The organism is Rathayibacter sp. SW19 (genome assembly GCF_030866825.1).
GTDB lineage: Bacteria > Actinomycetota > Actinomycetes > Actinomycetales > Microbacteriaceae > Rathayibacter_A > Rathayibacter_A soli.
The window spans coordinates 3,260,430-3,280,560 of the sequence record NZ_CP133020.1 but is presented as its reverse complement, the minus strand read 5'-3'; the positions used below and the strand labels follow the sequence as shown (position 1 = coordinate 3,280,560).

Sequence of the window (20,131 nt, the reverse complement as noted above, 5' to 3'; positions counted from 1 at the left end):
TCGATACACGTCCTCGCTGGCGCTCGGCCGTTACTCGACCACCGGTACCGCCGCCGCTCACTACCGAACCACCGACGCGTGCGCTCTGGCTCCGCGTCGACTTTGAGAGAGCTCTGGGTCATTTGACGCGGCATCCGCTCTCTCGTTAGAGTTCTGGCTATGGGAAATCGTTGGTATGCGTATTTTGCGTTGGCTCTGGAGGAGCCGACGGTCTAAAGCGCAGACCTCTTTCTCCTTCAGAGCCAACGGGCAGGAACATGATGTTCCTGCCTTTCGCCATTAACAGGCGGGTTGGCCGGATGTGAAAAAAACGGGCTCCGCCGGAAAGTCGGACGTCATGTTCTCAACACCGCACTCATCAACACGGCACTCATCAACACGGAACCTGCGGGTTACCTGCATCGAATCGCTGCCGTTGCCGCGTGATCTGGCGGAGCAACTGCCGCTCACCGACGACCACGCAGCGCTGGTCGACCGCAGCCGGCACGAGATCGAGGAGGTCCTCCGCGGCGAGGACGACCGGCTGCTCGTTGTCGTCGGCCCGTGCTCCGTGCATGACCCGGTTGCGGCGCTCGATTACGCACGCAGGCTCGCCGCCGTCGCCGAAGCGCACCGCGACGAATTGCTGATCGTCATGCGTGTGTACTTCGAGAAGCCCCGCTCGACCGGCGGCTGGAAGGGCCTCATCAACGACCCGTACCTCGATGGAACCCACCGCGTCGCGGACGGGCTTCGGATGGCGCGCTCCCTGCTTCTGGACGTGCTCGACACAGGCCTGCCCGTCGGCTGTGAATTCCTCGAGCCGACCAGCCCTCAGTACATCGCGGATGCCGTCAGCTGGGGCGCCATCGGCGCGCGCACGACCGAGAGTCAGATTCATCGGCAGCTCGCATCCGGACTGTCCATGCCGGTCGGTTTCAAGAACGCGACGGACGGCAATGTGCAGGTTGCCGTCGACGGCTGCACGGTCGCGAGCCAGCACCAAGTGTTCTTCGGGGTCGACGACGACGGCACCGCCGCCATCGTGTCCACGAGCGGCAACGACGCGACCCACGTCATCCTGCGCGGCGGCCGGGGCGCACCCAACTACAGCACTGCTGATGTCGCGAGCGCGGTCGCGCTACTGGCTCGCGCCGGTCGGCCGGGTCGCGTCGTAATCGACGCCAGCCACGCCAACAGCGGCAAGGACCACTTGCGTCAGGTGCGCGTCGCGCACGAAATCGCCAGCCAGGTCGCCGCGGGTGAGCCGATTTCTGGAATCATGCTGGAAAGCTTCATCGAGGCGGGCACGCAAACGCTGACTGACGCCGGCTTGGCCGGCCTGCGCTACGGACAGAGCATCACGGATGCGTGCATCGGCTGGGACGACACCGTCACGGTTCTCGAAGCGCTCGCGCGAGCATCCGCAGTGCGCCAATCGGGTGCAAGCCGATCGACTCGGTTTCAATCGAAGTCGAGGCTGAGCGTGCGCAGCAGCGAAGCGAGTCGGTGCTGATCGGCCGGGGTAAGGGTTGAAAGCAGCTCCGTTTCCGCGTCGAGCAGGCGCGTGATCGCGGCATCCACTCGAGTGAGTCCCTGCGCGGTCATCCTCACCAGAATGCCGCGGCCGTCGTGCGGGTCGGTTTGCCGCTCGACGAGTTTCCGTTCGACGAGTCGGTCGATGCGATTGGTCATCGTGCCGCTGGACACCAAGGTCTGCTGCAGTAGCGCCTTCGGGCTGAGCTGGTAGGGCGCCCCCGCGCGACGAAGTGCCGAAAGCACATCGAACTCCCACGATTCGAGGTCGGAGCGCTCAAATGCCCCGCGGCGGGCGCGATCGAGGTGTTTGGCCAGTCGGCCGACACGGGAGAGCACCTGTAACGGTGAGAAGTCCAAATCGGGCCGCTCGCGTAGCCAGGCGTCGACGATCCGGTCCACCTCGTCGCTGTCGCTTGCCATCCCCCCATTATCCTGTGTGCAGGCCGAGTAGCCAGCGAGCACTCCGCTGGTCGAGAAGTCTGCGAGCGCAGCGAGCAGGCGTATCGAGACCAAGGTCGTCCGCACTGCACAGGCGGGTCTCGATACTCGGATTCGCTGCGCTCATGCTCTACTCGACCACCGGTACCGTGCCCCTGGTGGTCGACAAGGACGGCCACCGACACGTTGGCGTGTGCGACGCGGCGCCGATGATCTGGCAAACTTGATGTCGCGTGGATTGAGAGTCGGCGCGATCCGCCTTGGTGTAATGGCAGCACGACAGCCTTTGGAGCTGTTAGGTCTAGGTTCGAGTCCTGGAGGCGGAGCAGTCGCAATGGAAGGCATCCTATGACAGACAGCTCACTCGCCATCATCGTCCTGGCGGCAGGCCAGGGCACCAGAATGAAGTCGGCGACACCGAAGCTGTTGCATCCGCTCGCGGGAATCCCGATCGTGAGTCACGTGCTCGCCAGTGCCCGCCAGTTGAATGCCGCGCACATCGTGACCGTCGTGCGGTTCGAGCGCGACCTCCTCGCTGAGGTCGTCGCCGCTGACCTTCCCGAGAGCATCATCGTCGACCAAGACGCGACACCGGGAACCGGGCGCGCCGTCGAGCAGGCGCTCACAGCGCTTCCCGCCGATTTCGACGGCGATGTGCTCGTCATCAACGGCGACGTTCCCCTGCTGGATGCCGCGACGCTGACCGACCTCATCGTCGCGCACCGCACGAGCGCGGCATCCGCGACGATTCTGTCGACGTTCCCCGCCGATCCCGCAGGCTACGGTCGGATCTTGCGCTCAGAGACCGGAGCCCTCGACGGAATCGTCGAGCACAAGGATGCGACGGATGCGCAGCGCGAGATCGGCGAGATCAACGCGGGCATCTATATCTTCGGGCTGTCCGCGCTGCGCGACCAACTGGCGTCACTCAGTACTGACAACGCGCAGGGCGAAAAATATCTGACGGACGTGATCCGCCTGCTGCGCGACGCCGGAGCCTCCGTCACGGCGATGCCGGTGGCGGAGTCGTGGAAGGTCGAAGGCATCAACGACCGTGCGCAGCTCAGCGACGCTGCTGCAAAGCTCAATGCGCTCATCATTCGGGGTTGGCAGCTGGCCGGAGTGACAGTGCAAGACCCGGCGACCACCTGGATCGACCTGAAGACAACACTGGCCCCTGACGTCACGGTGAAGCCGGGAACGCAATTGCTCGGCGCGACCGCGATCGAGCGCGGCGCGACCATCGGCCCGGACACCACGTTGGTGGACTGCGAGGTCGGCGAGAACGCGACGGTGAAGCGCACGGACGGAACGCTTGCGGTGATCGGCGCGGGCGCATCCGTTGGTCCGTTCTCCTATCTTCGGCCGGGCACGATTCTCGGTGCGGACGGCAAGATCGGCACATTCGTCGAGACGAAGAACTCGACGATCGGCATCGGCACCAAGGTGCCGCACCTGAGCTACGTCGGCGACACGGTCATCGGCGAGTACACCAATCTGGGCGCGGGTGCGATCACCGCAAACTACGACGACCTCACGAAACATCGCACCGAGATCGGTTCGCATGTGCACGCGGGGTCGCACAACGTGTTCGTCGCCCCCGTTAGAATTGGTGACGGAGCGAAGACGGGGGCAGGCACGATCGTCCGCAAGGATGTGCCGGCCGGCGCACTCGCGATCACTGTCGCATCGCAGCGGAACATGACCGGATGGGTCGAGGCCCACCGGCCGGGCACCGCTGCGGCGGACGCGGCAGCGGCGGCAGAAAACGAGGCGTAGGCTCCGGCAGCGCGAGCGTCCGGAGAGAAACGGGGAATCTCAGTGTCCGGAATCAAAGCCATGGGTCAGAAACGGCTCGTCCTCATCTCGGGTCGCGCCTATCCCGAGCTTGCGCAGGCGATCGCCGATGAGCTCGGCAGCGAACTCGTGCCGACTGATTCCCGCACTTTTGCGAACGGCGAGATCTATGCGCGCTTCGATGAGAGCGTGCGCGGCAGTGACGCGTTCGTCATCCAGTCGCATACCTCGCCGATCAATGAATGGCTGATGGAACACCTGATCATGGTGGATGCGCTCAAGCGCGCGTCTGCAAAGCGGATCACGGTCGTTGCGCCGTTCTACCCGTACGCACGGCAAGACAAGAAGGGCCGCGGCCGCGAGCCCATCTCCGCGCGGCTCATCGCGGATCTGTTCAAGGTGGCCGGCGCAGACCGGATCATGTCCGTCGACCTGCACGCCGCGCAGATTCAGGGTTTCTTCGACGGACCGGTGGACCACCTGTTCGCGATGCCGGTGCTGCTCGAGCACTTCAGGGCCAAGCTCGACGCATCGAAGCTCACGGTGGTGTCGCCCGACATGGGCCGGGTGCGTGTGGCAGACAATTGGAGCGACAAGCTCGGTGCACCGTTGGCCATCATCCACAAGCGCCGCGACCCGCTTGTGCCGAACCAGGTTTCTGTGCACGAGATCGTCGGTAACGTCGAGGGCCGCGTCTGCCTGCTGGTCGACGACCTGATCGACACTGGGCGCACCATCGTGCATGCTGCTCGGGCGCTCAAGGAGGCCGGTGCCACCGCGTGTGTTGTGGCCGCCACGCACGCTGTGTTCAGCGGCCCCGCCATCGAACTTCTGCAGTCGGATGTGATCGACTCCGTCGTCGTCACGGACACCCTGCCCGTGCCGGAAGAGAAGCGGTTCCCGACGCTGACCGTGCTGTCGATCGCCCCGCTTCTGGCGCGCGCGATCGAGCAAGTGTTCACCGACGGGTCGGTTACGTCGATGTTCGACGGTGCTGCGTAGCGCGATTGCCGGCTATTTCGACACCGGTTAATTGGGCGCCGGCCGGGCGACGGATTGGTCTTCAGAAGCCTCGAGCTCGTCGACAAGACGGGAGAGCGCGGGCAGCGCGCCCAACACCGAGCGCCGATCAGCGGCACCCAGCCGGTCGAGGGCCGCGCCGAAGCGCCGCTCGTGAGAGTGGAGCCAATCCTCCAGCACCGACAAACCGTGGGCGCTCACGCTGAGCCTGACAGCTCGACGGTCGTGCGTGTCGGCACTCCGAACAACCAGGTCGGCCAGCACCATCTGCTGAATGAGCGTGCTCACCGTGTTCTTTGCCAGTCGGTGACGCTCGGCGAGTTCGTTCACGCGCTGGCCGGGCCGGGCAGCGAGACCCTGCAAGATCTCGACCTGAGCCATCGGCAGTGACTCCCAGGAGTACTCGCTGCGGATGCTCGCGCGAAGCGTTCGCCTGAGCCGGGTGATGATGAGCGTCAGCGACCAGGCATCGGAGAGGTTGGCATCGTTCGTAGGACGCTCAGTCATTCTTCGATGATAGCAATAAAAGATCTGACATAGACTAATTCTGTGGCAGAGCTAATGCGTCGGATCCCGCACATCTGATGGGCAACATCAAGGCGATGTTCCTCGTCGAGCCGGCACGACCTGCCGCGATTCGTCGACTGCCGAATGCGCGCTGGCTGGCGGTGGGCACCGTCTGCGTCGGCGCATTCATGGGTCAGCTCGACGCCAGCATCGTCACGGTGGCCCTGCCGGACATGCATCGTAGTCTCGGCGTGTCTCTTGGGGCCGTGGCTTGGGTGGCCTTGATCTATCTGCTTGTGCTGGTCGGGATGGTCGCCGCCATCGGCCGGATCGCAGATATGGTCGGTCGGAAGCTGCTCTATTTGTACGGTTTCGCGATATTTACGGCGGCCTCGGTCGGCTGCGGCCTCTCCACGACACTCTGGCTTTTGCTGGCCATGCGCGTGCTGCAAGCGGTCGGTGCTGCCATGCTTCAGGCCAACAGCGTCGCGCTGATCCGCACCAATGTTCGGCGCACGGAGTTGCGTCGCGCCATCGGCATTCAAGGTGCGGCGCAGGCACTCGGGTTGGCGCTCGGCCCTGCGGTCGGCGGCGTGCTCATCGGGCTCGGCGGCTGGCAGTGGATCTTCTGGATCAATCTGCCCGCCGGCATCCTCGGCCTCGCCATGGGCTGGTTTCTGCTGCCGCGCACGCGAGCCAGAGCGCCGCGTGTTCCGCTGGACTGGTTCGGGCTGCTCACACTGTTGCCGGCGTCGGCGGCGATTCTGTTGGCATTCTCTGTTTTCGGACAGGGGGATCAGTTGCCGCTGGCAATCGGGCTCGGCGTCGCGGGCGTCGCGTTGGGCTGGATCTTTCTGCGCCTGCAGCGCAGCCGCGAGCATCCGCTAGTCGATCTGTCGCTGTTCGCTCGCTGGGGCTTCAGCGCCGGGATACTCTCCAGCGTGCTCAGCTACGCGGTGCTGTTCGGCCTCTTGTTCATCACACCGATTATGCTCGAGACGCAATTCGGTGCGACGCCCGCTGCGGCGGGCCTGCAGTTGGCAGTTCTCCCGCTCTTCCTGGGAGTGACCGCACCGGCCGCAGCCTTCCTTGCCTCTCGTGTCTCCACACACGTCGTTACATCGGTGGGGATGACCGTGACCGCTCTGGGCATCGTGCCTTTGGTTTTCAGCGCCGGATCACGCCCGATGGTTGTCATCGGGTTGGCGGTGATCGGAGTCGGCCTCGGCATCTTCACCCCCGCGAACAATGCCGCGGTGGCGGGGGCAGGAGCCGACGAACAAGCAGGCATGGTCAGCGGCGTCTTGAACATGACTCGAGGTCTCGGCACCGCGTTCGGAGTCGCTGCCGCGAGCACCGTCTACTCGTTTGCCGGCGCCGCGTCGACCGGTGCTGTGCCCACGTCCGCGACCATTGCGTTGCTCCTCATGTTCGCGCTGGCCGCGGCCATCGTTGCCGTAACCGGTGGGCGCGGGTCGCGTCGTGAGAACGCCTAACGTTGGACGAGAACGGATGCGACGCCGGCCGCGCACGCGAGCAGCGTCGCGGTGGTCGCCAGCGCGAGCGCTCCGGCAGGCGCGGCCGTCGGGCTGTTCGCTGTGTGCCCGGCCAGGGCCCGCGCACGAATATTGCCATAGACGACCGCAGCGCCGGCACAGAGTAGGAGAACAACGCCGACAGCGGTGAGCACAACCTGTCCGCTGTCCCAACCACTGCGGAGCGCCAGGAGCGCATTGATCGCAAGTGCCAGTGCGGTGCGCGACCACGACAACGCGGTGCGTTCACCTTGCAATCCGGGGTCGCGCGTCAGTGCCATGGCACCACAATCAGAACAGCGATGACGGCGGCAACGAGCAGCAGGATCGCGGCGACCAGCGGAACGGCGATTGTCAGCGGCAGTCGCCGGGCGTGGCGCATCGCGATCTCGTTCGCGCGCCACCGCCGATAGGCGATGACCGACAGTGCGGCGGAGAGAACGGCGAGGATGACGGCCAGAATCACGACCACGACGTGCGGCCCGATTGTGCTGGAGAACTGCTCGAGCAGAACGCCGCCGGCGAGCAGCGCCAGCGCCGTGCGAATCCAGGCAAGGAACGTGCGTTCGTTCGCGAGGGAGAATCGGTAGTCCGGGTCCTGCCCTTCTGAGCGCCACTTCGGTTCTCTCATCGATCCCTCATTTCGAATGCGACGCCCCCGCGCGTCGGCACCCTCGTAGCCTATTGCGGTCGCGCCCTCGGCGGCGCCTGGCCCTGCGGATGTCGGCGGTGCCGGGTACGCTTGATCAGTGACAGAATCCGCGCCGGGCCCGCTGACAACTGCGGGCGCACACCCTGTCGACGCACACGCTGTCGACGCACACGCCGTCGACGTAAACGCTGTCGACGCATCTGCGCTCGGGGTGGCCAGCGCTGCCACGGCCAAGCGCAACTCACGCGTGATCTGGCTGCTGTTGAGCGCCACCTTCGTGGTCATCCTCAACGAGACGATCATGAATGTCGCTCTGCGTGACATCATGCTCGACCTGCACATCGATGCGCGCACGGGGCAGTGGCTGACCACGGTGTTCATGTTGACGACGGCGGTCGTCATTCCGATCACCGGGTTTCTGCTGCAGCGCTTCAATACGCGACCGGTCTACATCACGGCAATGACCTCGTTCTCGCTCGGGACGCTGCTGGCCGCCCTTGCCCCGAATTTCGAGGTTCTGCTTGCGGCACGCATCGTGCAGGCGTGCGGCACTGCCATCATGCTGCCGTTGTTGATGACGACACTGATGACCCTTGTGCCCGCAGCCAGCCGTGGCAAGACCATGGGCAATGTGTCGATCGTCATTTCGGTGGCACCGGCAATCGGCCCGACTATTTCCGGCGTGATCCTCAGCACCCTGACCTGGCGTTGGATGTTCTGGCTTGTTTTGCCGATCTCGGTCGGCATGCTGCTGTTCGGCATCTGGCAGATGAAGAATGTCACTGAGCCCAAGCGAGTGCCGCTCGACGTGTTCTCGGTCGTGCTGTCCGCCTTCGGCTTCGGCGGGCTCGTCTACGGTCTGAGCCTCATCGGGGCCGGCGACCAGGCGGGTTCTGCCAGTCAGGCGTCGAGCTCGAACCTCCTGATGGCGATTGCACTGAGCGTCGGCGGTGCCGCACTTGTTGGTTTCATCGTGCGGCAGCTGGCGCTGCAGCGCAGCAACCGCGCGCTGCTTGACCTGCGCACGTTCCGTGCGCCGATCTTTTCCGTCGCGGTCGCGATGATGGCGTTGGCGACGGCAACCCTCTTCGGTGTGATCATCCTGATCCCGATCTATCTACAGCAGGTGCTGGGAGTCGCACCGCTCGAGACCGGCCTGCTGTTGTTGCCCGGTGGTTTGGTGATGGGACTGCTCGCCCCATTCGTCGGCAGGCTCTACGACCGGTTCGGTCCGATGCCGTTGGCCGCGCCGGGATCGATCATCGTGAGCGCAGGCATGTGGGCCTTGACTACAGTCGGCGCGACCACATCACCGTACTTCGTGCTTGCGGCACACGTCACACTGAGCATCGGGCTCGCCCTTTTGTTCACTCCGCTGTTCACGGCCGGGCTGGGCGCGGTCAAACCGTCTCTGTACTCGCACGGCAGCGCGATCGTCGGCACTGTGCAGCAGATGGCTGGCGCGGCAGGCACAGCCCTGTTCGTCACGGTCATGTCGGTGCAGGCCGCGTCGCTTGCGGGTACATCAACAGCTCAGCAGGCTGCGGCAGGGGGCATGAGTGCCGCATTCTTCGTCGGCGCGATCCTGTCGCTGTTCGTGATCGTTGCTGCGTTCTTCATTCGCAAGCCACCGGATGATGTAGGCGACTAACAGACGACGTGGGCGACTAACAGACGTAGCCGACTAACGGCCCGTGTGCCCGTGCTGGCGTGATTCTGGGTGGGTACCCGACTAGTGGGTCGAGGGCACCGTCGCGATCTCGCTGCGGTCGCCGGCCCACAGAGTGTGGAATACGCCCGGCTTGTCGACGCGCCTGTAGGTGTGCGCCCCGAAGAAGTCGCGCTGCCCCTGCACGAGTGCGGCTGGCAGCCGCTTCGAGGCGAGCGAGTCGTAATAGCTCAGCGCAGAGGCGAATCCCGGAACCGGGATGCCTGAGAGCGCGGCTGTCGAGACGATCCGGCGCCAGGCATCCCCACCGTCTGCGACCGCCTGAGCGAAGTAGGGGTCCTCGAGAAGCGAGGCGATGTTCGGGTTCGCAGCGTAGGCATCCACAATGCGGTTGAGGAACTGCGCGCGGATGATGCAACCGCCGCGCCAGATCTTCGCGATATTGCCCTTGTTGATGTCCCAGTCGTATTCTTTGGCTCCTGCGATGATCGCATCGAAGCCCTGCGCGTACGCAACGACCTTCGACGCGTACAGGGCGGCGCGCACGTCGTCTGCGAAGCCGTCGCCGACCGCGACCGGCGTCGGGCGATGCGTGATCGTGGCCTGCACGGCCTCGCGCTGCTCCGGGTGGCTGGAGACGGCCCGTGCGAACACGGCCTCGGCGATGCCGCCGACCGGCACGCCGAGCGCGAGGGCGTTCTGCACGGTCCACACGCCGGTGCCCTTCGAACCGGCCTGGTCGAGAACGATGTCCACGAACGGTTTGCCGGTTTCCGCGTCGACCTGACGCAACACCTCAGCGGTGATCTCGATCAGGTACGACTCGAGTGCGCCCGAGTTCCACTGCGTGAAGACATCCGCGATCTCGGTGGGCGAGAGCCCGGCAACGTTGCGCAGCAGGTCGTAGGCTTCCGCGATCAGCTGCATATCCGCATATTCGATGCCGTTGTGGATCATCTTCACGAAGTGCCCGGCACCGTCGGTCCCGACGTGCGTGACACAGGGCTCGCCCTCGGCAATGGCCGCGATTGACTCGAGGATCGGCCCGAGAGTCTTGTACGACTCGACCGACCCGCCGGGCATGATCGACGGGCCCTTCAGCGCGCCTTCCTCGCCGCCGGAGATGCCGGCACCGACGAAGTGGATGCCGCTGGCGCTAATCGCCTTCTCACGACGGATCGTGTCTGTGAACAACGCGTTGCCGCCGTCGACAATGATGTCTCCCGGTTCGAACCGTTCGGCCAGCTGGGTGATGACCGCGTCAGTGCCGGCACCGGCCTGCACCATGATGATCGCCGTGCGCGGCTTCGCCAGCGACGCGACGAATTCGTCGACGTTCTCGGATGCGACGAACCCGGCCTCCGGGTGTTCGCTCAGCAGTTCTTCCGTACGGGCGTACGTGCGGTTGTACACGGCAACCGTGTTGCCGTCACGGCTCGCAAGGTTGCGGGCAAGGTTAGAACCCATCACCGCCAGGCCGACGACGCCGATATTTGCTGTTGCTACTTCTGACACGGAAAGACTCCTTCAGGAACAGATGCTGACGGGGAAAGTGGGGTAGGCGGGCCCGACCGATGGTGTGCTCGGCAGCGTGCGCACGTGACCAGCCTAGAACGGTGGCAGCGGATGGGCGTCACTGTGACGAAACAGTAGCGACGAAACGTATGCCTGTGCGACGCTCATGTCCTGCTCGCCGAAGCCTCGATCGACCAGGTCAGAGTACGTGTCGTATGCCGCAGTCAACTGCGGTGCGACGGTGCCGGTCACCTCTGCCTGCGTCCGGGCGAAGCCGAGGTCTTTCACGAGCAGCTTGGCCGCGCCCAGAACGGAATAGTCCTTCTCAATCAGGCGCTGCGCGCGGGTGTCGAGCAGCCGACCGCCGGCGTAGCCACCCTGCAACACAGGCAGCAGTCGTGCGAGGTCGAGTCCGCTGCGTTCTGCAATCACGCTCGCTTCTGCCAGAGCGAGCATTGTGGAGGCGACGATCAGCTGGTTGCATGCCTTCGCGACCTGCCCTGACCCGAGCGGACCGAGCAGTACTGGAGTTCCCATCGCACGCAGGATCGGTTCGACGATCTTGAAGTCGGCGGCGTCACCGCCGACCATGATCGACAATTCTGCGGATGCTGCGCCCTCGGGCCCGCCACTGACCGGCGCGTCGATGACGCGGAGCAATCCGCGTGTGTCGACTGCCAACTGCGCGGCAAGTTCTCGCACGCCTTCAGGCGCCGACGTCGAGGAAATCACGAGGAGCGTGGGGGAGCGGATTCCGGCAAGAATGCTGTGTTCGCTGTGTTCGCTGTGTTCGCCGCCCTCGCCGAGCAGCAGCGTATGCAATTCGGGCAGATCGGGCAGCATGGAGACGATCACGTCGCTTGCCTCTGCCAGGTGCCGCGGCGTCGGGCTCACAGTCGCACCGGCGGCAACGAGGCCCTCGAGCCGTTGTGGCGAACGAGCGTAGAGCAGCACCGCCGAGACTCGGCCTGACCGTAGGAGATTCAACGCCATCGGTTCGCCCATGGTTCCGACGCCGACGAATCCGACGCGGGGCCTCTGCATTCTCGGCTGTTCGCTCGACATGGGGGCCAGTGTACCCAGCGGGTCATCTCACCCGGTCACCGGCCTGGATTGCGTGCTGGACTTTTCGCTACACTGGTCAGCAGTGCTGGCAATCGCTTGCCAAGAACATGGCGACCTGATGCAAGAGCACGACAAAGCGAGGGGTCCGGATGGCGCAGATCGGCGTACAGGCGATGATGCTGAAGCAGAACTTCGCACACGATGGTCCGTTCGAGACGCTGCGCGCGGTCAGTGAGATCGGCTATCACGCGGTTGAGGTCTCACAGATCCCGATGACGCCGGAGAACGTCGCGGAGTTGCAGCGTGCACGCGCAGAGCTCGGCATGAACATTGCGGCGTTGTCCGCCGTGGTCGAAGCCGGCGGCGCGGCCGCCAATGATTCGCTCGACGAGGACTTCGAGAAGGTCGTCGCAGACGCGAAAGCGCTTGACGCATCCATGATTCGCATCGGCATGCTGCCGTACGACGCGATGGCCTCGCTGCCGAAGGTCCTCGACTTCTGCGATCGCAGCAATGAACTGGCCGCACGGTTGAAAGACCACGGCATCGACCTGTACTACCACAATCACCACATCGACTTCGGAAGGTACGACGGCCGCTACCTGCTCGATGTCATTGCGGACCGCGCGCCGCTCATGGGTCTCGAGATCGACGTGCACTGGGTACAGCGGGGCGGGCTCGATCCCGTTGCGGTGTTGAAGAAGTATGGCGACCGCGTCGCGATGGTGCATTTGAAGGACTACCGCATCGGCCGAATTCCCGACGAGGCGTTCGCGGCGTTGGCCGCAGGGGACGGCGGCGCGTTCTCGCGTGCCTTCGCCGGCATCGTACAGTTCGCGGAAGTCGGCGAGGGCAACCTCGACTTCGCGTCGATCATCGAGACCAGTCTGGCCATCGGTGCGCAGTATTTGCTCGTCGAACAGGACGAACAATACGGTCGCACGCCGATCGAGTGCCTTCAGACCTCCTTCGACAATCTGGTCGCGCTCGGCTATGGAAACCTGTTCGCGGAGAAGGAGAAATGACATGAGCCGGGCATCGGCGTTCACGTGGACCCTGAGCGGGTTCGGCGATGAGATCGACCCGGACCCGCGCATCCAGATGGCCGTGCTTCACGCACTGGGTGCCAACCATCTCGAGGTGCGCAGCGCGTGGGGTGTGAACGTCGTCGACCTCGACGATGATCAACTGAATGCTCTGCGCTCGCTGCTTGTCGAGCAGCAGATGGCGGTCTCCGCCATCGCTTCGCCGATCGGCAAGGTGGATGTCTCGCTGGACGCCGAGTTCGAGGTCCAGCGATTGCGGCGCGTGATCCACGTCGCGCACGCGCTCGACACCGCGAACATTCGAGTGTTCTCCTTCTTTCGAGCAGACGGTGTTCCTGTCGGGCGCATCCGCGACGACGTCATGACGCGGATGCGCCTGCTCGCCGACGAGGCGGAGAAGGAGCACATCACCCTGCTGCATGAGAACGAGAAAGCAATCTATGGCGATGTTCCGGAGCGGGTGCTCGACCTGGTCGAGTCCGTCGGGTCGAGTGCGCTTCGCCTGGCCTGGGACAGCGCGAACTTCGTCCAGGTGGGCGTTGAACCGTACACCGACGGTTACGCGCTGCTGCGCCCCTACCTCGACTACCTCCAGGTCAAGGACGCTGTCGCTGCAACGGGGCGCGTTGTGCCGGCCGGAGAGGGAGACGGACAACTGCGGGAAACACTCACTGCCCTGCGCGACGACGGCTACGACGGCTTCGTCTCACTCGAACCGCACCTCGTTGATGCGTTCGAGCTCGGCGGGTTCTCCGGTCCGACCGAGTTCGGCCGAGCGGCCCGCGCCTTCGCAGGTTTGATCGCTGAACTAGGAGTGCACACGCAATGACCACACCTGAATCCACGGCGAAGACGGTTCGGCTGGGCATCATCGGATTCGGCACACAGGGCGCGCTCTATGCGGGTTTCCTGGCGGCGGGCCGGGTGCCGAACATGGCCCTCACCGCGATTGCGGACGTTGATTCTGCGGCCAGAGATCGGGCGCGCGCACTGTATCCGGATGTGTCGCTGTACGACGATCCGCTTGCGTTGCTCGACTCTGACAGCGTGGACGCGGTGGTCACATGCGTGCAGCATTACCTGCATCCCCAGTTGGCAATCGACGCTCTGAGTCGCGGCCTCCACGTGCTGGTGGAGAAGCCGACAGGCGTGTACACGAAACAGGTTGCGCGGTTGAACGCCTTCGCCGCGACGAAGCCGGACCTGACATTCGCCGTCATGTTCAATCAGCGCAACAACCCTCTATACCGTCGAATCAAGCAGATCGTCGAAGCCGGTGAGATCGGTGCGATCCGCCGCACCAATTGGATCATCACAACCTGGTGGCGCCCACAGGGCTACTACGACCAGAGCGATTGGCGTGCAACCTGGGGTGGCGAGGGCGGCGGGGTGCTCGTCAATCAGGCCCCGCACCAGCTCGATCTACTGCAATGGATCTGCGGGATGCCCAAATCGGTGTATGCCAAGGTCGGCTATGGCTTCCGCCGCAACATCGGAGTCGAAGACGAGGTGACAGCGCTCCTGGATTACGGTGAGGGAGCTACCGGCGTGTTCGTCACGGCAACACATGATCTGACCGGCACCGATCGTTTCGAAATTCTCGGCGATGCGGGCAAAATCGTGGTGGCAGACAGCAAGACGGCGGTGATCACCCGGTTGACACGCCCCGAACGTGAACTCAGCGACTCCATCGGCGCGGCTGAAGTGGCGCAACTATTCAGCGGGGCATTGGACACGAAGGACTTCTACACCGAAGAGACCCTAGCATTCGACTCGGCCTGGGGTGCTCAGCACGTGGGCGTGCTCGAGAACTTCGCCGCGAACATCCTGCACGGCACTGCCCTGATCGCACCCGGCTCGGACGGCATTCGCGGAGTTCGTCTCGCCAACGCAATCCACCTGTCGAGCTGGCTCGGGCGTGAAGTACCGATCGACTTCGACGAAGACGAATTCTTAGCCCTGCTGAACCGGCGTATTCGCGCAGAGGGCCTCTTTCCCGAACGTGAGTCATGAACGAGAACAGCGACGCGCCGAACGGGCCGAACACGCCGAAGGCGCCGACGATCTACGACATCGCACGGCTCGCGGGAGTGAACCCGTCGACGGTGTCTCGCGCGCTGAGCAAGCCGGGCCGGATCAGCGCCAAGACGGAGAAGCTCATCCAAGATGCAGCCGAGACTCTGCACTATCGGGTGAACCCAATGGCACGAGCGTTACCAACCGGGCACACCAACACTCTGGGCTTGATCGTGGCCGATATCACGAACCCGGTCTTCTTTCCATTCATCCGCGGCGCCGAGCGGGCCGCAGCACAGGCCGGATACACCCTGGTGTTGGCCGAATCGCACGAATCCGGCGAGTTGGAGATCGAAACGGCGTCGCGCATCGAGCAATCCGTCGACGGGCTCGTTCTCGTCGCGACGCGTTCGAGTGACAACCAGATCCGTGAACTGGCTGATCGCAAGCCGCTGGTTGTCGTCAATCGTCGAATCGAGGGCGTCGACACGCTGGTCGCCGACAGCGAGCCCGGGATCGATCAGGCTCTCGATCTGATCGCGACCTTCGGGCATCGCTCGCTTGCCTACCTCTCCGGGCCCGCGGACTCGTGGATGAACACCGCTCGGTGGCGCCTCATCCTAGCCAAGGCGCGGCAGCGCGGCATGACGATCGTCGAAATCGGGCCAGGGGCTCCAACTCTGGAAGGTGGGCGCGACGCGTACGAGCGGATCATGGCGTGCGGTGCAAGCGCGGTGCTCGCCTACAACGATCTGATGGCAATCGGGTTACTCCGGGCGCTGCAGGAGAATGGGCAACGGGTGCCAGAACGGCTGAGCATCATCGGATGCGACGACATCTTCGGCTCTGATTTCACCGCACCACCGCTCAGCACGATTCGTACACCGCTCGGAGCCCTCGGCGAACTCGCGGTGCTTCGAACGCTCGAGCGCGTCGCGGGCGCGCAGCACGACGCATCCGCCGCCCGAGCGGACGCGCTTGCGCCGCTTGCAACGGAGCTGATCGTTCGCGGCTCCACCGGTCCAGCTCCAACCGGACCAACTCCATCTGCATCTGCATCCGCTATTCGATGAGCAGTCTGCCGGGGCAGAACGATGCGAACGCACATTTTGGCAACCGGTTGACAAAGCTCTTCGCCGGCGATTGAATGGAGCAGTGAGCACGCCGTTAGAGTTGGACCCCGACCGCCTGTTTCCCGTCGATCCCCGAACGCGCGACATTGCTCGCGGCCTCTACGAAACGGTCGAAGCTCTGCCGATCATCTCGCCACACGGCCATGTCGACCCTCGCCTGCTGGTGGCAGACGAAGCGTTCGGCGACCCGGCCGAGCTGTTCATTCGCTACGACCACTACGTGACGCGGCTGCTGCACGCGGCCGGTGTGGACCTCACCGAGCTCGGCGTGGCAGATGAACGCGGTCGCGTCGTCGCGCCGCCGCGCGCGGTGTGGGCCACGTTCTGCCGCAACTGGCACTTGTTCGCAGGCACGGCATCCGGTTACTGGTTGCGCGATGTTTTCGCGCGGCTGTTCGAGATCGGCGAACTGCCCGATTCGCAAAACGCCGACGAGCTCTTCGACACGATCCAGGCGGCGTTGCACACCCCCGCGTTCCGGCCGCGCGCGCTATTCGAACGGTTCGGCATCGAGGTGCTCGCCACCACCGATGACCCCATGAGCGATCTCGCCGCCCACGGCGCCCTCCGTTCCGATCCGACGTTTCATGGCCGTGTCGTTCCGACTTTTCGACCGGATGCGTATCTCGACCCGACCTCGCACGGCTGGGCCGCGCGCGTTGCCGCGCTCGCTCAGTGGAACGGTTCTGCGGATTCGAGTTTCTCCGGCTACCTCGACGCGCTGGCCGGACGCCGACGCTACTTCGTCCAGCACGGTGCCGTTTCGGCTGACCACGCCGTCGTGCAGCCGCTGGCGGTCGAAATCGACCACGCCGAGGGCTCCGCGCTGTTCGCCAAAGGGCTCGAGGGAACGTTGACAGCGGAGGAGGCGCGCGCCTTCAGCGGCCACATGCTGCTTCAGATGGCACGAATGAGCGTCGATGACGGCCTGGTCATGACGATCCACCCGGGCGTGCATCGCAATCACAGCACCGAGACTTTCGAGCGGTTCGGGCCCGACATGGGTGCCGACATCCCGGTTCGCACCAACTATGTCGCACCGCTCAAGCCGCTGCTGGATCGCTACGGCAACAATCCCGACTTTCACCTGGTGCTGTTCAGCGTCGACGAGACGTCATACTCCCGGGAGATCGCGCCGCTGGCCGGTTTCTATCCGAGCGTGTACATCGGCGCACCCTGGTGGTTCCTCGATGCGCCCGATTCCGTGCAACGGTTCCGCGCGGCGGTTACTGAGACAGCCGGGTTTTATCGAAGTTCTGGCTTCATCGACGACACGCGTGCATTCATGTCGATTCCCGCTCGCCACGACATGTCCAGGCGTCTCGATGCGGCGTTCCTGGCGCGGCTCGTGCGCGAGGGCCGACTCGACCAGAAGACCGCGGAGCGCATCGCGCACGACCTCGTCGATACCATGCCACGTGCCGTATTCAAGCTATGAATGCCGCCGCCGCAACACCCGTCCCGCTCACCCGGCAGTCGTACGACCGACGCAGCGGCGTCACGCATGTGACACCGCCGGTGCGAATGGTGCATATCGGCCTCGGTGCGTTTCACCGTGCTCATCAGGCCTGGTATACGGCGAATGCTCGGGACAGCGACAACTGGGGGATTGCCTCATTCACCGGACGCTCCCGGGCGGCCGCCCGGCAGCTCGCCCCGCAGGACGGCCTCTATACCCTGATCGAGCGGTCGGATGCCGAGGACACGGCGACCGTGATCTCCAGCATCGTCGAGGCGGTCGACGGAGCCGATGTTGCCCGGCTGATCGCACTGGTCGCAGCGCCGACGACGGCAGTGATCACGCTGACGATCACCGAGCCCGGCTACCGTCTGACAGCTGACGCGCTGCCGGACCTCGACGATCCACTCGTGGTCGCAGACCTCGAGTTGTTGCAGGCAGCGGGCATGGGCGCCGATACGGGCCCAGGCGCGAGCCAAGGCGTGAGCCCGGTCACGACGCTCGGGCGACTGCTCCTGGCGCTGGATGCGCGTCGACGCGCCGGCGCCGGTGCGCTCGCGATCGTGCCCTGTGACAATGTGCCGAACAACGGCGAGTTTCTTCGGCGTGGCCTGACGGCGCTCGCGGCGAGGGTGAGTCCGCAAACGGCGGCGTGGCTGGCCCACAATGTCAGCTTCGTGTCAACATCCGTTGATCGCATCACCCCGAAGACCACCGCAGCCGACATCGCGACGGCGACGGCGTTGACGGGCTGGGCCGACAGCGCCCCGGTGGTCACGGAGCCGTTCACAGACTGGGTGCTTTCGGGCGCGTTTCCGGCTGGCCGCCCGGCGTGGGAGTCTGCGGGGGCCCGCTTCGTCGAAGACATCGCACCGTTCGAGCGACGCAAGCTCTGGCTGTTGAACGGTGCGCACAGTCTCTTGGCATACGCTGGATTGGTGCGTGGCCACACAACGGTCGCGGATGCGATTACCGATCCGGTCTGTCGAGGCTGGGTGACTGCGCTCTGGGACGAATGCGCGCGAAACCTGCCTCAGAAGGGACTTGATCTCGACGCATACCGGTCAGCGCTGCTGGCTCGTTTCGAGAACACCCGTATCGAGCATCAGCTCAGCCAGATCGGCAAGGAAGGCGCCACCAAACTGCGGGTGCGCGTTGCCGCCGTCGCCCGGGCCGAACGAGACGCCGGCCGTAGCGCGCAGGCCTGTGCCGTGGCCATCGGCGCCTGGATCGCGTCGTTGCGCGCCGGCATCGACCTGGCGGACGCGCAGTCGGCAGCTATTCAACGCGCACGGGAGCCGCGCAACGACGGCGCCCCGCGGCGTCTGCTCGATCTGATCGATCCTGAGCTCGCTCGGGACGACGCTTTTCTGGCGACCGTTGTGGCAGCGGCGGGGTCGTTCAGATAGCAGTTCACGCAACACAATCAGAAACGATGCAACTCGAACTGGAACGACGCAACATGAGCAGAATCGACGCAACGCGAACACAGGACAAGGACCGACATGAAAATTGACAAGGCCGAGGTCATCGTCACGAGCCCCGATCGCAACTTCGTGACGCTCAAGCTCACGACCAACGATGGGCTGACCGGGCTCGGGGATGCGACGCTCAACGGGCGTGAGCTCGCGGTCGCGGCATACCTGGGTGAACATGTTGTTCCGCTGCTGATCGGCCGCGACCCGCAGAACATCGAGGACACCTGGCAGTTCCTTTACCGCAGCGGCTACTGGCGCCGCGGCCCGGTGACGATGGCGTCGATCGCCGCCGTTGACATGGCGTTGTGGGACATCAAGGGCAAGGCGGCCGGAATGCCCGTGTATCAGTTGCTCGGCGGTGCGAGCCGCAACGGGCTGATGGCATACGGCCATGCCTCCGGCAAGGAGCTGCCCGAGCTGTTCGACTCGATCCGCGAGCACCAGTCGCTCGGCTACCGTTCGATCCGGGTGCAGACCGGCGTTCCCGGCCTCGAGTCGATCTACGGGATCGCCTCGAACAAGGGCCTTCCGGGCAATGAGGGCGTGCGCTACGACCATGAACCCGCTCAGCGTGGCGCGCTTCCCGCCCAGGAAGAATGGGACACGCGTGCATACCTGCGCCACGTTCCCACCGTCTTCGAGGCCGTGCGTAACGAGTTCGGTCCGGAACTTCCGCTTCTGCACGATGGACATCATCGGATGACCCCGCTTCAGGCCGCGAAGCTCGGCAAGTCTCTGGAGCCTTACGATTTGTTCTGGCTAGAGGACTGCACACCCGCCGAGAATCAAGAGGCACTGCGCCTGCTGCGGCAGCACACCACGACACCTCTGGCCATCGGCGAGGTCTTCAACACCGCGTGGGATTTCCAGAACCTCATCAAAGAGCAGCTGATCGACTATGTTCGGGCGGCATCCACCCACTTCGGCGGGATCACCCCGCTGAAGAAGGTCATGGACTACGCCGCGATGTACCAGATCAAGTCCGGCTTCCACGGGCCGACCGACATCTCGCCGGTCGGATTCGCCGCACAGTTGCACGTCGGGCTCGCCATTCACAACTACGGCATCCAGGAGTACATGCAGCACGGCGACAAGACCAACGCCGTGTTCGACCAGTCGATGACGTTCATCGACGGCTACCTGCACCCCGGCGAGAAGCCGGGGCTCGGCGTCGAGTTCGACGTCGACGAGGCCGGCAAGTACCCGTACGAAACCGCCTACCTTCCGTACAACCGTCTCGCCGACGGCACCGTACACGATTGGTGACCCGGCAGAATACAGGC

At 64.6% G+C, this 20,131-nt stretch carries 18 protein-coding genes and 1 tRNA gene; 13 read left to right on the top strand and 6 right to left on the bottom strand.

The window, feature by feature from the left end; all coding sequences use genetic code 11:
* The first annotated feature begins 337 nt into the window (after nt 1-337).
* On the top strand, nt 338-1,495 hold the full coding sequence (locus tag QU604_RS15360) for a 3-deoxy-7-phosphoheptulonate synthase (protein WP_308465490.1): 1,158 nt from the start codon (nt 338-340) through the stop codon (nt 1,493-1,495).
* Here QU604_RS15360 and QU604_RS15355 read toward each other — a convergent pair.
* A complete protein-coding gene (locus QU604_RS15355; RefSeq protein ID WP_308465489.1) occupies nt 1,444-1,938 on the bottom strand; it encodes a MarR family winged helix-turn-helix transcriptional regulator in 495 nt (164 codons plus the stop codon). The two genes, QU604_RS15360 and QU604_RS15355, sit on opposite strands and share 52 nt — an antisense overlap.
* Nucleotides 1,939-2,210: 272 nt before the next feature.
* Between QU604_RS15355 and QU604_RS15350 the strand changes: the two genes are divergently transcribed.
* The 3 genes from QU604_RS15350 to QU604_RS15340 all read left to right on the top strand — a co-directional run bounded on the left by QU604_RS15350 (nt 2,211) and on the right by QU604_RS15340 (nt 4,755).
* Nucleotides 2,211-2,282, top strand: a tRNA-Gln gene (locus QU604_RS15350).
* A gap of 22 nt (nt 2,283-2,304) precedes the next feature.
* Nucleotides 2,305-3,735: a bifunctional UDP-N-acetylglucosamine diphosphorylase/glucosamine-1-phosphate N-acetyltransferase GlmU gene (gene glmU, locus QU604_RS15345; protein WP_308465488.1), complete on the top strand. Its 1,431-nt coding sequence runs from the start codon at nt 2,305-2,307 to the stop codon at nt 3,733-3,735.
* A gap of 42 nt (nt 3,736-3,777) precedes the next feature.
* Nucleotides 3,778-4,755 carry a ribose-phosphate diphosphokinase gene (locus tag QU604_RS15340; RefSeq protein ID WP_308465487.1) on the top strand — a complete coding sequence of 326 codons (978 nt, stop codon included), beginning with the start codon at nt 3,778-3,780 and terminating at the stop codon, nt 4,753-4,755.
* A gap of 27 nt (nt 4,756-4,782) precedes the next feature.
* Here the strand turns inward: QU604_RS15340 and QU604_RS15335 are convergent, their stop codons facing one another.
* Complete coding sequence (locus QU604_RS15335; protein ID WP_308465486.1) at nt 4,783-5,280, bottom strand: MarR family winged helix-turn-helix transcriptional regulator; 498 nt, start codon at nt 5,278-5,280, stop codon at nt 4,783-4,785.
* Nucleotides 5,281-5,357: 77 nt separating this feature from the next.
* Between QU604_RS15335 and QU604_RS15330 the strand changes: the two genes are divergently transcribed.
* Nucleotides 5,358-6,776, top strand: a complete 1,419-nt coding sequence (locus QU604_RS15330; RefSeq protein WP_308465485.1) for an MFS transporter — start codon at nt 5,358-5,360, stop codon at nt 6,774-6,776.
* On the opposite strand, the gene QU604_RS15325 is transcribed toward QU604_RS15330, so the two are convergent.
* Nucleotides 6,773-7,096, bottom strand: coding sequence for a DUF202 domain-containing protein (locus tag QU604_RS15325; protein ID WP_308465484.1), 324 nt, complete (start codon nt 7,094-7,096; stop codon nt 6,773-6,775). The two genes, QU604_RS15330 and QU604_RS15325, sit on opposite strands and share 4 nt — an antisense overlap.
* Nucleotides 7,087-7,446, bottom strand: coding sequence for a YidH family protein (locus QU604_RS15320; protein ID WP_308465483.1), 360 nt, complete (start codon nt 7,444-7,446; stop codon nt 7,087-7,089). The genes QU604_RS15325 and QU604_RS15320 overlap by 10 nt, the downstream gene beginning before the upstream one ends.
* Nucleotides 7,447-7,678: 232 nt before the next feature.
* Between QU604_RS15320 and QU604_RS15315 the strand changes: the two genes are divergently transcribed.
* Nucleotides 7,679-9,118: a DHA2 family efflux MFS transporter permease subunit gene (locus QU604_RS15315; protein ID WP_308468939.1), complete on the top strand. Its 1,440-nt coding sequence runs from the start codon at nt 7,679-7,681 to the stop codon at nt 9,116-9,118.
* An 81-nt stretch (nt 9,119-9,199) separates the two neighbouring features.
* Here the strand turns inward: QU604_RS15315 and gndA are convergent, their stop codons facing one another.
* Nucleotides 9,200-10,603 carry an NADP-dependent phosphogluconate dehydrogenase gene (gene gndA, locus QU604_RS15310; RefSeq protein ID WP_308468938.1) on the bottom strand — a complete coding sequence of 468 codons (1,404 nt, stop codon included), beginning with the start codon at nt 10,601-10,603 and terminating at the stop codon, nt 9,200-9,202.
* 141 nt (nt 10,604-10,744) lie between these two features.
* The gene (locus QU604_RS15305) at nt 10,745-11,716 is read right to left on the bottom strand and encodes an NAD(P)-dependent oxidoreductase (protein WP_308465482.1); all 972 of its coding nucleotides are present in this window, start codon (nt 11,714-11,716) and stop codon (nt 10,745-10,747) included.
* Between the two features lie 149 nt (nt 11,717-11,865).
* On the opposite strand from QU604_RS15305, the gene QU604_RS15300 reads away from it, so the two are divergent.
* The 7 genes from QU604_RS15300 (at nt 11,866) to manD (ending at nt 20,114) form a co-directional block, all read left to right on the top strand.
* The gene (locus QU604_RS15300) at nt 11,866-12,741 is read left to right on the top strand and encodes a sugar phosphate isomerase/epimerase family protein (RefSeq protein WP_308465481.1); all 876 of its coding nucleotides are present in this window, start codon (nt 11,866-11,868) and stop codon (nt 12,739-12,741) included.
* A gap of 1 nt (nt 12,742) precedes the next feature.
* Nucleotides 12,743-13,591 (top strand): sugar phosphate isomerase/epimerase family protein, encoded by an 849-nt coding sequence (locus QU604_RS15295; RefSeq protein ID WP_308465480.1) that lies wholly within the window; start codon nt 12,743-12,745, stop codon nt 13,589-13,591.
* A complete protein-coding gene (locus tag QU604_RS15290; RefSeq protein WP_308465479.1) occupies nt 13,588-14,775 on the top strand; it encodes a Gfo/Idh/MocA family protein in 1,188 nt (395 codons plus the stop codon). The genes QU604_RS15295 and QU604_RS15290 overlap by 4 nt, the downstream gene beginning before the upstream one ends.
* Nucleotides 14,772-15,851, top strand: coding sequence for a LacI family DNA-binding transcriptional regulator (locus QU604_RS15285; RefSeq protein WP_308465478.1), 1,080 nt, complete (start codon nt 14,772-14,774; stop codon nt 15,849-15,851). The genes QU604_RS15290 and QU604_RS15285 overlap by 4 nt, the downstream gene beginning before the upstream one ends.
* An 82-nt stretch (nt 15,852-15,933) precedes the next feature.
* Nucleotides 15,934-17,349: a glucuronate isomerase gene (uxaC, locus tag QU604_RS15280; RefSeq protein ID WP_308465477.1), complete on the top strand. Its 1,416-nt coding sequence runs from the start codon at nt 15,934-15,936 to the stop codon at nt 17,347-17,349.
* A complete protein-coding gene (locus tag QU604_RS15275; RefSeq protein ID WP_308465476.1) occupies nt 17,346-18,779 on the top strand; it encodes a mannitol dehydrogenase family protein in 1,434 nt (477 codons plus the stop codon). The genes uxaC and QU604_RS15275 overlap by 4 nt, the downstream gene beginning before the upstream one ends.
* A gap of 96 nt (nt 18,780-18,875) precedes the next feature.
* Nucleotides 18,876-20,114, top strand: a complete 1,239-nt coding sequence (gene manD, locus QU604_RS15270) for a D-mannonate dehydratase ManD (RefSeq protein ID WP_308465475.1) — start codon at nt 18,876-18,878, stop codon at nt 20,112-20,114.
* The last annotated feature ends 17 nt before the right edge of the window (nt 20,115-20,131 follow it).

Excerpts from the sequence above, each read along its gene's own strand:
- QU604_RS15360 (WP_308465490.1), top strand. The coding sequence starts at position 338 with ATGTTCTCAACACCGCACTCATCAACACGGCACTCATCAACACGGAAC.
- QU604_RS15355 (WP_308465489.1), bottom strand. The coding sequence starts at position 1,938 with ATGGCAAGCGACAGCGACGAGGTGGACCGGATCGTCGACGCCTGGCTA.
- glmU (WP_308465488.1), top strand. The coding sequence starts at position 2,305 with ATGACAGACAGCTCACTCGCCATCATCGTCCTGGCGGCAGGCCAGGGC.
- QU604_RS15335 (WP_308465486.1), bottom strand. The coding sequence starts at position 5,280 with ATGACTGAGCGTCCTACGAACGATGCCAACCTCTCCGATGCCTGGTCG.
- QU604_RS15330 (WP_308465485.1), top strand. The coding sequence starts at position 5,358 with ATGGGCAACATCAAGGCGATGTTCCTCGTCGAGCCGGCACGACCTGCC.
- QU604_RS15325 (WP_308465484.1), bottom strand. The coding sequence starts at position 7,096 with ATGGCACTGACGCGCGACCCCGGATTGCAAGGTGAACGCACCGCGTTG.
- QU604_RS15320 (WP_308465483.1), bottom strand. The coding sequence starts at position 7,446 with ATGAGAGAACCGAAGTGGCGCTCAGAAGGGCAGGACCCGGACTACCGA.
- gndA (WP_308468938.1), bottom strand. The coding sequence starts at position 10,603 with ATGGGTTCTAACCTTGCCCGCAACCTTGCGAGCCGTGACGGCAACACG.
- QU604_RS15305 (WP_308465482.1), bottom strand. The coding sequence starts at position 11,716 with ATGTCGAGCGAACAGCCGAGAATGCAGAGGCCCCGCGTCGGATTCGTC.
- QU604_RS15300 (WP_308465481.1), top strand. The coding sequence starts at position 11,866 with ATGGCGCAGATCGGCGTACAGGCGATGATGCTGAAGCAGAACTTCGCA.
- QU604_RS15295 (WP_308465480.1), top strand. The coding sequence starts at position 12,743 with ATGAGCCGGGCATCGGCGTTCACGTGGACCCTGAGCGGGTTCGGCGAT.
- QU604_RS15290 (WP_308465479.1), top strand. The coding sequence starts at position 13,588 with ATGACCACACCTGAATCCACGGCGAAGACGGTTCGGCTGGGCATCATC.
- QU604_RS15285 (WP_308465478.1), top strand. The coding sequence starts at position 14,772 with ATGAACGAGAACAGCGACGCGCCGAACGGGCCGAACACGCCGAAGGCG.
- QU604_RS15275 (WP_308465476.1), top strand. The coding sequence starts at position 17,346 with ATGAATGCCGCCGCCGCAACACCCGTCCCGCTCACCCGGCAGTCGTAC.
- manD (WP_308465475.1), top strand. The coding sequence starts at position 18,876 with ATGAAAATTGACAAGGCCGAGGTCATCGTCACGAGCCCCGATCGCAAC.